Here is a 12,877-nt window from a genome sequence, read left to right as displayed (position 1 = left end):
CGCCGGCGGATCACCACCGCCAGACCCGGCCCGGCTCCGGCGCGGTCGGGCGCGGAAGACGGGCGATCACCGGGCCCAGCACCGGAGCCGCGGACGGGGCCGCCGCCTCCGCGGGCCGCGGCAGGCCCGGCGGCCCCACCTGCCCCGCCAGCGCGGCGGCCCGCGGATCGCCCGTCTCCGCCATCACGTCGAGCGCCTCCCGCCACAGCGGCGCGGCCTCGGCGGACCGGCCCAGGGCCGCGAAGGTGTGACCCAGCTGCTCCAGCGTCCGCCCCTGCGCCCACCGGTTGCCCGCCAACCGGTGCAGCTCCAGCGCCCGCCGCAGACAGCCCACCGCCTGCGGCAGCCGCCCCAACGCCCGGTGCACCGTGCCCAGGTGCAGCAGCGCCAGGCCCTCGGTCCGCCGGTCGCCGCCGCCCGAACGCAGCGCCAACGCCTCGAACAGCAGCCGCTCCGCCTCCGCCAACCGCCCCAGCCGCAGCGCCGCCTCGCCCAGATTGGTCAGCGTCACCCGCTCGACCCAGCGGTAACCGGTCGCCCGGGACAGCGCCAACGCCGGATCCAGCAGCTCCAGCGCCTCCGTCGCCCGCCCCTGACGCAGCATCAGCTCCGCCAGGTGGTTGCGCGCCGCGCACTCGCCCGCCGCGTCCGCCGCACCACCCGCACAGCGCTCCAGCGCCCGCCGCAGGTGGATCTCCGCCTCCACCGGCCGCCCCGCGTGCACCTGCGCCGTGCCCAGCAGCACCAGGGACACCGTCAGCGCCCGCGGATCCGCGCTGTCCGCCGCCGCCGCGACCGCGATCCGCGCCGCGTTCAGCCACTCCGCCCGGTGATGGCTGCGGTGGAAGAACGACCACAGCGCGAACGGCAGCTGCCAGGCCGCCGGCGGACGACCCGCCGACGCCGCGTACCGGATCAGCGCCAGCAGGTCCGCCAGATGCGCCTCGCACCACGCCACCGCGTCCTCGTACGACTCGAACACCGGCGGGCGCACCCCCGGCAGCGGCGCGGCGACCACCGTCCGGCCGCCCGGCTCCAGCAGCCGGCCCGCCGCGTCCGCCGCCTGCCGGTACCAGTCGTACAACCGGTCCAGCGCGGCGATCCGGTCCCGCGGCGCGTCCTGGGTCTCCGTCAACTCCCGGCCGTACACCTGCAGCAGCGAATGGAACCGGAACCGCTCCGGCGCCTCCACCTCCAGCAGGTGCACGTCCGCGAGCAGGTTCAGCAACTCCCAGGCGTTGCCCGGCGTGGTACCCAGCAGCGCCGCCGCGGTCTCCGGCGTCAACGCCGCACCCGGATGCAGCGCCAGCAGCCGGAACGCCCGGGCCGGCTCCGGGTCCAGCGCCCGGTACGACCAGGAGAACACCACCCGCAGCGCCGAATCGCCGTCGTCCGCCGCCGCCAGCACCCGCAGCCGGTCCCGGTCCGACCGCAACTCCTCGTTCACCCGGGCCAGCGTCAGACCCGGCCGGGACACCGCCCGCTCCGCCGCCACCAGCAGCGCCAGCGGCAACCGGCCGCACCGCAGCACCAGCTCGCGGGCCGCCGCCGGATCCGCGTCCACCCGCTCCGCGCCCACCGTCCGGCGCAGCAACTCCACCGCCTGCTCCGGCTCCAGCGGCGCCAACGTCACCCGGCGCGCCCCGTCCCGCGCCACCAGACCCGCCATCCTGGTCCGGCTGGTCACCAGCACCAGGCAGCCCGGCGCCCCCGGCAGCAGCGGACGCACCTGGGCCGGCGCCGCCGCATTGTCCAGCACCAGCAGCACCCGGCGCTCCGCCAGCATCGTCCGCAACAGCGCGCTGCGCTCCGCCAACTGCGGCGGAATCAGCTCGGCGTCCGCGCCCAACGCCCGCAGGAACCCGTCCAGGACCTCGCCCGGCTCCCGCGGCGCCCCCGAACTGCCGTGCCCCGCCAGATCACTGAACAGCACCCCGTCCGGGAAGCACGACCTCGCCCGGTGCGCCCAGTGCACCGCCAGCGCGGTCTTCCCGATCCCGCCCATCCCGTCCACCACCCACACCCGCGGCCCACCCTCGCCCCAGCGGGCCCGGGACGCCGCCAACGCCGAATCCAGCTCCGCCAGGGCCGTCCCGCGGCCCGCGAACACGCCCGGCGCGGGCGGCAGCTGCGCCGGCACCCGGAGCGGTGCCCGGGGCGGTGCCTGGGGCGACGCCTGGGGCGGTGCCTCGGGTGTTGCCTGTGGCGGCGGCCGGTGCGGGGCGGGCACTCGGGCCGGGGTCGCCGGGGTGCCCACCGGGCCCAGCAGTTCGACCTCCACGCCCAGGGCGCGGGCGCACGCCGCCGCCAGCGCCTCCGTGCCGTGCCGGCCCCCCGTCTCGACCCGGCTCAGATAGCTCTTGCTGTAGTGGGTCGCCCGGGCGAGCTCCGCCAGCGAGACCTCGCGCTCCTCCCGCAGCCGCCGCAACCGCTCGCCGAACGTCACCGGCCCCGGTCCCCCCACTCCTGATGTGCTGTCACTCCCGCGCGGCCCCGCCGGTGCCAGGTGTTGACACCTCCACCCTGGCAACAGGCAACACCTTGCCGCCGCCCCGCCCGACCGCGAACGATGGACACCGCGCCAGGTCTCCGCAGCAGGCCGCGCGCCAGCCTATCCGCCGACAGGGAAGCGACGGACCGGCCGCCCCACCCACGACCGTCCATGCCACCGGAGCCGCGATACCCGAGAACGACCGGACCGGCCCGCCCCGTTGCGGGCACACTGGGCCGATGCCCACCGATCACTGGCCGCTGCCCGGCCTGCGGGTCCGCTCCCCGCGCCTCGAACTGCGACTGCCCACCGAGCACGAACTCGCCGAACTCGCGGACGCCGCCGCCGAGCACGGCGTCGTCACCCCCGGCACCCGCCCCTTCCGCTCCACCTGGGCGTACGGAACACCCACCGAACGCGCCCGCGCCGTCCTCAGAGCCACCTGGCGATCCCAGGCCGACTGGACGCCGGAGGCGTGGGCGCTGCTGCTCACGGTCTTCCTCGACGGCCGCCCGATCGGCGTCCAGTCCATCCGGGCCACGGACTTCGCGGTCCGCCGGGAGACCCTCTCCGGCTCCTGGCTGACCCTCCCGCACCACGGCCGCGGACTCGGCACCGAGGCCCGCTCCGCGGTGCTCCACCTCGCCTTCGCCGGCCTGCACGCCGAGGACGCCACCTCCGCCTCCTACACCGACAACCCCGCCTCCATCGCCGTCTCCCGCCGCCTCGGCTACCGCCCCGACGGCCTCGAACGCGAGAACCGCCACGGCGAACCCGCCACCACCCAGCGCTTCCGCCTCACCCGCACGGACTGGGAGGCCACGGCGCGCCCCGAGGTCCACCTCGCCGGCGTGGCCGCGTGCGCGGAGCTGTTCGGGATGTGAGAGGGAGCGGGGGTGACGCCCGCGCCACCTGGAGACCCCGCCACCTGCCGTTGTCGGTCGGCACCGCGCTGGCGGTCGGCACCGGCCGCCGGTGTGCCGTCCGCCACGGCCGCGCCGGGAACCGGGGACCTCGGCCGGGCCGTTGGGGGGCGGGGTCGAGGACGGAGCGGTGATGATGCCCTATGTGGTCGTGCTGGGTGTGGTGGGCACAGTGCTGACGGCGCTGGGGTTCGGCGGGCGGGCCCTGCGGCGGCGGGGTGGGGTCGGGTCGTCGGCGGTGCCCGGGGCGCTGAGCGGGTACGAGGAGGCGATGCGGGCCACCTCTTACCGGGCGCGGGTGGAGCTGGTCGCGGAGGCGGACCGGCAGGAGCCGGTGGCCGCGCTCGGCGGGCGGCGGTGGCGGATCACCTCGTGGGGGCGGCCGCGGCGGTGACGGTGACGTTGAGGTGCTTCATGATCGGCTGGTCGCTCTGCGCACTGTGGTCGCCGAGCGCGCAGAGCACGTTCATCTCCGGCATGTAGCCGGCCGCGCAGCCCCGCGGGAGGTCGTACGGGACGGCGAGGTACCCGTGCAGGGAGCGGGTGGAGCCGTCCCGCGCGGTGGCGGTGATGTCGACCGGGTCGAACTCGGCGAGGTGGCGTTCGCGCATGTCCTGGCGGTTCAGGAAGACCAGGGTGCGCAGGTTCTTGACGCCCCGGTAGCGGTCGTCGTTCGAGTAGATCGTGGTGTTCCACTGGTCGTGCGAACGCATGGTGCCCAGCACCAGGGTGCCCGGCGCGGGCAGCACGTCCGGCAGCGGGGCGGTGGAGAACTCGGCGCGGCCGGACGGGGTGAGGAAGACCAGCTCGCGGGCGGGCTGGCGCAGCCGGAAGCCGAGCGGCAGGCGCACCCGCCGGTTGAAGTCCTCGAAGCCGTCCAGCACTTCGGCCATGGTGTCGCGGATCCGGTCGTAGTCCTCGACGTACCACTCCCAGGGGGTCGCGCTGTCGGGCAGCGCCGCGCGGGCCAGGCCGGCGATGATGGCCGGCTCGGAGAGGAGCTGCCGCGACGCGGGACGCTTCCGCATGCCCACCGACAGGTGCACCATGCTCATCGAGTCCTCCACCGAGGCAGCCTGCACGCCGCCGCGCTGCCGGTCCTGCTCGGTGCGGCCCAGGCAGGGCAGGATCAGCGCCTGCCGCCCGTGCACCAGGTGACTGCGGTTCAGCTTCGTCGACACGTGCACCGTCAGCTCGCAGCGGCGCAGCGCCTGCGCGGTGTACGCGGTGTCGGGCGCCGCGGAGGCGAAGTTGCCGCCCATGCCGACGAACACCTTCACCTCGCCGCGCGCCATCGCCCCGATCACCCCGACGGTGTCCAGCCCGTGCGCGCGCGGCGGGTCGATCCCGCACACCGACGCCAGGCGGTCCAGGAACTCCGGCGCGGGCCGGTGGTCGATGCCGCAGGTCCGGTTGCCCTGCACGTTGGAGTGCCCGCGCACCGGTGACGGTCCCGCACCCTCCCGGCCCAGGTTGCCGCGCAGCAGCAGCACGTTGACGATCTCCCGGACGGTGTCCACCCCGTGCTCGTGCTGGGTGACGCCCAGGCACCAGGAGAAGATCGAACGGTCCGCCTCCCGGTAGAGCTGGGCGGCCCGCAGCAGCTGCGGCCGGCTCAGCCCGCTCTGCCGCTCCAGCTCCTCCCACGGCGTGGCCTCGCACAGCGCCCGGTACTCCTCGAACCCCGTGGTGTACCGCTCGACGAACTGCCGGTCGATCGCCTTCGGGTCGTGCGCGGACAGCTCCAGGATCGCCTTGGCGATGGCCCGCAGCAGCGCCAGGTCCCCGCCGATCCGCACCTGCAGGTTCAGGCTGCTGGTCGACGTCGCCCGCATCAGGGCCATGTTCGCGAACTCGTGCGGCACGATGGTGCGGGTCGCCGCCGCCTCCACCAGCGGATTGACGTGCACCACCTTGGCGCCCCGCCGGGCGGCGTCCGCCAGCGCGGTCAGCATCCGCGGCGCGTTGGAGGCCGCGTTGACGCCCAGGACGAACAGCGCGTCCGCGGCCTCCCAGTCCTTCAGGTCCGCCGTGCCCTTCCCGGTGCCCAGCGCGGCCGTCAACGCCCGCCCCGACGCCTCGTGACACATGTTCGAACAGTCCGGGAGGTTGTTGGTGCCCAGCTCACGGGCCATCAACTGGTACAGGAACGTCGCCTCGTTGCCGAGTCGCCCCGAGGTGTAGAACGCCGCCTCGTTCGGGTCGGCCAGCCCGCGGACGGCCGCGCCGAACACGTCGAAGGCGCGCTGCCAGTCGACGGGCAGGTACCGGTCCGAGGCGGCGTCGTACAGCATCGGCTCGGTCAGCCGCCCCTGGTCCTCCAGCGCGAAGTCGCTCCACCCCGCGAGCTCCGAGACGGTGTGCGCGGCGAAGAACTCCCGGGTCACCCGCTTGCCCGTCATCTCCCAGGTGACGTGCTTGATGCCGTTCTCGCAGATGTCCAGGTGCAGGCCCTTGTAGTCGTCGGGCCACGCGCACCCCGGACAGTCGAACCCGCCGTCCTCGTGGTTCATCCGCAGCACCGCCCGCGGCCCGTCCACCCACTCGCCGCTCCCCGCCAGCACCTTGGTCACGCTCCTCGCCGCCCCCCAGCCCGCGGCGGGATGCCGGTACGGCTCGACGGACGGCTCGGGCTGCGGGTCCGGCTGCGACTCATCGGTAGCGCTCACGCCCGCGATGATCCCCCCGGCCCGGCGCCCGCCCGGCAGGCGCGCCGCAGGCCGCCGGGCGAACCACCCGCCCGGCGGGGCGGGGTGCGCGTCCGCGGGGCAGGGGGCGCATCTCGTTGCCGTCCGGTGGACGGCGACCTGTCCTCGGGTCGGCCCGCACCCGTTCCGACCCGAAGGCGCGTGATGACCGTCCGCCCCGCCGTCGCCCGCGGGTCGGTGGCAACGGAGGCTCGGACTCCCTGGTCCCGGACCGTTAGACATGACGCTCTACTTCGATCCGCTGCCGCACCTCGGCGAGCGCGACCGGCACTGGTTGAACGTGCCCGGGCCGTTCTACGGGGCGGAGACCGACAACTGCCTGACCGGGCGGCAGGCCGCAACCAGGCGCGTGCTCTACGACGGGGAGCGGTTCGGGGAGTGCGTCTGGCGTCAGCCGCGCGACCCGGCCGGGACCCGGCAGGTGCTCGGCGCGTTGTGCGAGGACCCGTGGGGCTACGGCTGCGACGGGGACCGGCACTGGACTCCCGGGACGGTTCGCGCCCGGTGGCACGTCCGGGCCCGGGTGCTGGAACACCTGGCCGCCGGGCAGGCCGACCGGGAGCGCCTCGACGCCCAGTACGACCAGGGCACCGTCGCGGCCGTCCGGGCCTTCGAGGCGTACCTCGCGGACGGGCTCCACCACGACCTGCGGATCTACCTGTACTGGTTGCAGGAGCGCCGCTCCCCGGACCGGCACAGCCCGCTTCCCGCGCTCTGACCCCGCCGCGGGGGACCGGGGCGACGGAAAAGCCCGCGCGCCGCGGGCAGGAGCCAACTAGGCTGCGGCGTCCGGCTCCTGCTCGAAAGGCGGTACTGATGAACGACCTGGTTGCCCGCGCCTGGCGCGCGGGGGACGCGGGGGCCGTGGCCGGTCTGTTCAACGCGATCTCCCGGGCCGGTGGCGGGCAGCTCGAACTGCCCGCCGGTGCGGTCGAGAACGTGGTGCGGACCGAGGTCAGGGACCCGGCGCTGGACACCCGGCTGATCACCGACGGGCAGGGGCGGCTGCTCGCCGCCGGGCTGGTGCGCCTGCCGCCCGAGGGCGGGTTCCGGGTCAGCCTGGAGGGCGGGGTGCACCCCGACCACCGGGGGCGGGGGATCGGCCGGGAACTGCTGGCCTGGCAGCTCGCCCGGGCGGCCGAACGGCACGCCGAGGCCGCGCCCGAGGTGCGGTGGCTGGCCGAGGTCGACAGCGGCGTGCCCGACACGGCGGCGACCCGGCTGTACGAGCGGCTGGGGTTCACCGTCGAGCGGTTCTTCCTGGAGATGGCCGCGCCCACCTCCGCGCCGTCCGGCGCCCGGCCCCCGAGGGCGTCCGGATCGTGCGCTACGAGCCGGGGCGGGAGCGCGAGGTGCACGCCGTCCACAGCGCGGCGTTCCGCGGCGGGTGGGGCCATCAGGAGCGCAGCTTCGAGTCCTGGGCCGCGAGGACCGTGCGGGCGGAGACCTTCCTGCCCGAGCTGGCCCGGCTGGCGGTCGTCGGCGAGGAGGTCGTCGGCTACCTGCTGCCGTACGCCGACGCCCCGCAGACCCTCTACATCGGCCAGGTCGGCACCGCCGCGTCCTGGCGCCGACGGGGCGTGGCGGGTGCGCTGCTCGCCGACCTGCTCGGTGCGGCCCACCGCTCCGGGTACACCGAAGCCGCGTTGGAGACCGACGCGGACAGCAGCACCGGCGCATCCGGCGTCTACGAGAAGGCGGGCTTCGTCGTCAACCACCGCATCGCGGTCCACCGCAAGCCGCTCTGACGGCGCGACCGCGACCGGCCGGTCTCCAGTCGTGCGGGCGGCAGAAGCGGCGCCCGGCGCGGCTTGAACGGGGGCCCGTCGCCCAGGCGATCGTCAGTCCGTTCACCTGGACCGTCGCCGCCGCCAGGGCACCGGGGCGGGCCCGGCCGCGGCAGGGTGGCGTGACGTCAGTCGACGGCTGAGTTCCAGCGCTTGACGACCCGTGGGGCCTCCGGGCCGGACGCCGGCCAGATCCGGATCCGGACCCGCTCGACCACCTCGTCCCGGTAGTCGTCCTCGCCGACCTGCCGGACGGCCGCCAGGTCGGAGCGGGAGGCCCGGACCCGGACCGGGCCCGGTGGGACGTCGAAGGTGGCGGCGTCCGGGAGGTAGTCGGAGCAGCCCAGGACGGCGACCCGGCCGGACGGTACGTCGACGGTGGCCTCCACCACGTGGTCGAAGCGGGCGTGGTCGGGCGGAGGAGGGGCGTCGAAGACCTCGACGGTGACGGCGACGTCCATGGTGACCGCGGTGCCGATGCCGACGGTCCGCTCTCCGACGGCCAGGCCGTCCGCCACCGCCTGCGGCGTCCAGGCCGCGCCGAGGTCCTCGTCGGCGTCCTCGTCCATCACGTGCAACTGGAAGTGTTCGGCGAACAGCTCGAGTGCGGCGGTCGCCGTCAGGCCGTTCAGGGACCCGCCGCGGTGCGGGCCCGGCAGGTAGCCGCTCGGCGGGGCGGGGAGCGCGGCCAGGCAGGCGGCCGAGCAGGCGTTCACCAGCAGCGGCAGCACGTCGGCCCCGGAGGTGTGCAGCGAGATCCACGCCTGGTGCAGCCCGCCGGACCCGGCGATCGGCCCGTCGCACACGCTGCACGCCCCGACCGCCCCGGTGCCCCACCGCGCCGGGTCCAGCGACCCGAGCTCCAGGCCGTCCACCGGCCGCGCGAGCACCGGGAAGCGCGGCCGGGTCTTCGGATTCCCGTACAGCGCACGGGTGCTGACGGTGCTTCGGCGCAGCAGCGGGAGCCGGGCCAGCTCGTACGGGAACCAGTGCAGGCGGTACGAGGTGTACGGGTCGAACTGTTCCAGGCTGCGCATGCCGCCGATCTCCGGCGGGATCCGCACCAGGTTGGAGCGGTACAGCACCAGGCTGCGCACCTGGGTGAGCCGGCCGATGTCCGGCGGCAGCGTCACCAGCTGGCGGCACTGCTCCGCGGTCAGCTCCCGCAGCGGCGCGAACTCCTCGCGGCCGTCCGCCGCGGCCTCCTCGATCAGCTCCAGCAGCCGCAACCAGCCCGGCGCGGAGGTGTCCTGACGTTCGGCGTGGAAGCGCACCGGCACCCGGTTGCCCCGGTTCGCGCAGCGGCACTCGTCGGCCTGCGGCTCGGGGCCGGGCGCGGCCCGGCCGGCGAAGCGGTCGGAGAACAGGAAAGCCATCGGCCCACCCTAGTGGGCCGCGCCGGGCGGGGGCCGGCGGGGGAGGGGAGCGGGTGGCGGGGGCAGTCGATCCGGATGATCACGAGGAGGTACCAGTGCGGAGGGTCGAGACGTCCAGCAGGTCCAGACCATTGACCGCGCGCCTCATCGATCCCTAGCATCCGCCGTGTCACAGCAGCCCCAACCTGGGCACCCCCTCCTCCCCCTGCGCACCGATCGCAGCAGGGGAGACGCCTGTGGACGAGCAGCGCCCGGCCGCCCTCCCACCACCGAGGACCCGGGGTTGCGCACCACGTGAAACCAGACGGGAGCTCAATTCATGTCTACCGGGAACACCGGACCGGAGGCGGTGGCCACGGACACCGCGGTGCTGTCGGTGGGACAGGAACGCCTCTGGTTCCTCGACCAACTGGAGCCGGGGGACCCCTCGTACAACATCCCGTTCGTGCTGCGGCTCACCGGCCCGCTCGACCCGGCGGCCCTCCGGTCGGCGCTCGACGCGGTCGTGGCCCGGCACGAAGCCCTCCGCAGCCGCTTCCCGGCCGCGGACGGGCGTCCGTCGGTGGTCGTCGACCCGCCCGGGCCCGCCCGGCTGGACGAGCGCGACCTGCGGACCCGGACGCCGGACCAGGTCGGCGCGGCGCTCGCCGGGTTGACCAACGCCGGGTTCGACCTGGCCGCGGGCCCGCTGCTGCGCGCCGCGCTGCTGCGCACCGGGGACGAGGAGCACCTGCTGTGCCTGGTGCTGCACCACATCGCCGCCGACGGCTGGACGCTGGGACTGCTGCGCGCCGAACTCGCCACCCACTACGCCGCGCACCGCGCCGGCCGGAGCGCCGAACTCCCGCCACCGCCATCCTACTTGGCGCACGCCGCCGCCGAACGGGCCTGGCTGGACGGCCCGGAGGCCGCGCAGGCACTCGCCTACTGGCGGGAGCGCCTCGCCGGCGCGCCCCCGCTGGAGCTGCCGCTCGACCGGCCCCGGCCCGCCGAGCCGCGCAGCGGCGGGGCGTACCACACCCGGGTGCTGCGCGGGGTGCGGCCCGAGCTGGAAGCCTTCGCCCGGGCGCGCCGGGTGACGCCGTTCATGGTGCTCGCCGCCGCCTACCAGACCCTGCTGCACCGGTGCACCGGCCAGGACGACTTCTGCGTCGGCGTGCCGACGGCCGCCCGGGAGACCGTGCAGAGCGAAGCCCTGGTCGGGTACTGCTCCTCGGCGCTGGTGCTGCGCGCCGACTTCTCCGGGGCGCCCGCCTTCGACACGCTGCTGCGCGCCGTCCGGGGCGAGTGGATGCGCGCGCTGAGCCACCGCCGGGTCCCGTTCGAGCGGCTCACCGAGGAACTGCGGCTGGACCGCGACCCCGGGCGGACGCCCGTCTTCCAGACCATGCTGGCCGTGCACACCCACACCGGCGGCGCGCTCGGCGAGGAGCCCTTCGCCGACCTGCGCTGCACCGAGGTCGACGGCGGCCACACCGCCGCGAAGTTCGAACTCGGCCTGGACGTCCGGCCGGACGGCGACGACCTGCACGCCGTCTTCGGCTACCGGACCGACCTGCTGGACGCCGCCACGGCCGCGGCCTTCGCCGCCCGGTTCGAGACGCTGCTGCGGGCCGCCCTCGCCGACCCGGCCGCCCCCGTGCACCGGCTGCCCCTGCTGGAGGAGGCCGAACGGGCGCTGCTCGCGGCCGAGTCCGAGGGGCCTGCGCTGCCCGCCGCACCGGACACCGTGCTGGCGGCCGTCGACCGCGCCGCGCTCGCCGACCCGGACGCCCCCGCGGTGGTCGGCCCCGAGGAGACGCTCACCCGCCGCGGCCTCGCCGACGCCTCCCGGGCGCTCGCCGCCCGGCTCGCCGACCACGGCGTCCGCCGCGGCGACCTGGTGGCGCTCTGCCTGCCGCGCGGCCCGCGCGCCGTGGCCGCCATGCTCGCGGCCTGGCGGCTGGGCGCCGGCTACGTCCCGCTGGACGCCGACTACCCGGCGGCCAGGCTGGCGTTCATGCTCGCCGACAGCGGCGCCGCCGCGCTGGTCACCCCGGACGGCGCCCTGCCCGAGGGCCTGGTGACGGACCGTCCGGTGCTCGCCGTGCCGGGGGCGGCGGACGCGCCCGCGCCGGTCGGGGTCCCGGCCACGGCGGCGGACGCGCCCGTGCCGGTCGCAACCCCCGCCACGGGCGAGGACCCCGCCTACCTGATCTACACCTCCGGCTCCACCGGCACCCCCAAGGGCGTACTGGTCCCGCACCGGGCGCTCGCCGCCCGGGTCGCCTGGATGCGCGAGGGCTACGGCCTCACCGAGTCCGACCGGGTGCTGCAGTACGCGACGCTGTCCTTCGACACCAGCGCCGAGGAGATCTTCCCCGCGCTGGCCGCCGGGGCCGTCCTGGTCACCGCCCGCCCCGGCGCGGCGCTGCCCGACCAGCTCGCCGAGCCGTACGCGGCCGGGGTGACGGTCCTCGACCTCCCCACCCCGTACTGGCACCACCTGGTCGCCGACCTGGCCGAGACCCCCTGGCCGGACGGGCTGCGGCTGCTGGTGCTGGGCGCCGACCAGGTCCGCCCGGAGGCCGTCGCCGCGTGGCGGGCGCGGTTCGGCGACCGGGTCCGGCTGGTCAACTCCTACGGGCCCACCGAGACCGCGATCATCGCGACCACCGCCGACCTAGGCGCGCAGGACGCGCGGCGGCGCCCGCCGATCGGCCGGCCGATCGGCGGCACCACGATCGCGGTGCTGGACCGCCACGGCGGGCCCGTGCCGCCCGGCAGCCCGGGCGAACTGGTCATCGGCGGGCTCGGCGTGACGGACGGTTACCTCGGCCGGCCCGGGGCCACGGCGCGGGCCTTCGTGCCCGACCCGGACGGTCCGCCGGGCGCGCGCCGCTACCGCACCGGCGACCTGGTGCGCCGACGCCCGGACGGCGCACTGGAGTTCCTCGGCCGGATCGACGACCAGGTGAAGGTCCGGGGCTACCGGATCGAGCCCGGCGAGGTGGAGTCCGCGCTGCTCGCCCGCCCCGGCGTCGCCCAGGCGGTGGTGGTCGCGCGCGGGGACACCCTGGTCGCCTACGCGGTGGGCGCGGACCTCGACCCGGCGGCGCTGCGGGCCGCCCTCGCCGAGGAGCTGCCCGCGCACGCCGTGCCCGGCGCGATCGTCCCGCTGGCGGCGCTGCCGCTCACCCCCAACGGCAAGCTGGACCGCCGCGCCCTCCCCGAGCCCGACGCCGACGCGCTGCCCCGGGCGCCGCACGTGCCGCCGCGGACCGAGGCGGAGGAACTGGTGGCGGAGGTCTGGCAGGAGGTGCTGGGCGTCGACTCCGTCGGGGCGCACGACGACTTCTTCGACCTCGGCGGGCACTCGCTGCTCGCCACCCGGGTGGTCGCCCGGATCCGCGCCGCGATCGACCTGGCCGTCCCGCTGCGCGCCCTGTTCACCCACCGCACCGTGGCCGCCTTCGCGGGGGCCGTCGAGGACGCGCTGGTCGCCGAGATCGACAACCTGTCCGACGACGCCGCGGCGGAACTGCTGGCCGCCGCGGACGCCCTGGAAGGAAGCACCTCCCCGTCATGAGCTCCGACACCACCCTCCCGACGC

Annotated in this window: 8 protein-coding genes and 1 pseudogene; 6 read left to right on the top strand and 3 right to left on the bottom strand. The window is 76.0% G+C overall.

Annotated elements, in window-relative coordinates; translation table 11 throughout:
• Positions 1-10: 10 nt before the first annotated feature.
• Positions 11-2,446: a tetratricopeptide repeat protein gene (locus tag BX266_RS40705; protein WP_143686837.1), complete on the bottom strand. Its 2,436-nt coding sequence runs from the start codon at positions 2,444-2,446 to the stop codon at positions 11-13.
• 284 nt (positions 2,447-2,730) lie between these two features.
• On the opposite strand from BX266_RS40705, the gene BX266_RS01250 reads away from it, so the two are divergent.
• Together BX266_RS01250 and BX266_RS01245 are read left to right on the top strand one after the other, a co-directional pair.
• Positions 2,731-3,375, top strand: a complete 645-nt coding sequence (locus tag BX266_RS01250) for a GNAT family N-acetyltransferase (RefSeq protein ID WP_099897077.1) — start codon at positions 2,731-2,733, stop codon at positions 3,373-3,375.
• 175 nt (positions 3,376-3,550) lie between these two features.
• Positions 3,551-3,808, top strand: a complete 258-nt coding sequence (locus tag BX266_RS01245; RefSeq protein WP_143686836.1) for a hypothetical protein — start codon at positions 3,551-3,553, stop codon at positions 3,806-3,808.
• Here the strand turns inward: BX266_RS01245 and BX266_RS01240 are convergent.
• Entirely contained in the window at positions 3,780-6,083 is a 2,304-nt protein-coding gene (locus tag BX266_RS01240) for an FdhF/YdeP family oxidoreductase (RefSeq protein WP_099897075.1), read from the bottom strand. The two genes, BX266_RS01245 and BX266_RS01240, sit on opposite strands and share 29 nt — an antisense overlap.
• Positions 6,084-6,342: 259 nt before the next feature.
• On the opposite strand from BX266_RS01240, the gene BX266_RS01235 reads away from it, so the two are divergent.
• The 3 genes and pseudogenes from BX266_RS01235 (at position 6,343) to BX266_RS01225 (ending at position 7,870) form a co-directional block, all read left to right on the top strand.
• A complete protein-coding gene (locus BX266_RS01235; RefSeq protein ID WP_099897074.1) occupies positions 6,343-6,840 on the top strand; it encodes a ferredoxin in 498 nt (165 codons plus the stop codon).
• A gap of 98 nt (positions 6,841-6,938) precedes the next feature.
• Positions 6,939-7,355 (top strand): annotated as a pseudogene (locus tag BX266_RS41105) (GNAT family N-acetyltransferase); the annotation flags it as partial.
• An 89-nt stretch (positions 7,356-7,444) separates the two neighbouring features.
• Positions 7,445-7,870, top strand: coding sequence for a GNAT family N-acetyltransferase (locus tag BX266_RS01225; RefSeq protein WP_183096864.1), 426 nt, complete (start codon positions 7,445-7,447; stop codon positions 7,868-7,870).
• Positions 7,871-8,037: 167 nt separating this feature from the next.
• Here BX266_RS01225 and BX266_RS39570 read toward each other — a convergent pair whose 3' ends face one another.
• Positions 8,038-9,285 carry a hypothetical protein gene (locus BX266_RS39570; protein ID WP_259464476.1) on the bottom strand — a complete coding sequence of 416 codons (1,248 nt, stop codon included), beginning with the start codon at positions 9,283-9,285 and terminating at the stop codon, positions 8,038-8,040.
• A gap of 319 nt (positions 9,286-9,604) precedes the next feature.
• On the opposite strand from BX266_RS39570, the gene BX266_RS01210 reads away from it, so the two are divergent.
• The gene (locus BX266_RS01210) at positions 9,605-12,853 is read left to right on the top strand and encodes a non-ribosomal peptide synthetase (protein WP_099897072.1); all 3,249 of its coding nucleotides are present in this window, start codon (positions 9,605-9,607) and stop codon (positions 12,851-12,853) included.
• Positions 12,854-12,877 lie beyond the last annotated feature (24 nt).

The sequence above is a fragment of the Streptomyces sp. TLI_171 genome (genome assembly GCF_003610255.1).
In the GTDB taxonomy this organism is placed as follows: Bacteria; Actinomycetota; Actinomycetes; order Streptomycetales; family Streptomycetaceae; genus Kitasatospora.
Note: the sequence above shows the minus strand (reverse complement) of the source record. Positions and strands in the feature narration are given on the sequence as shown.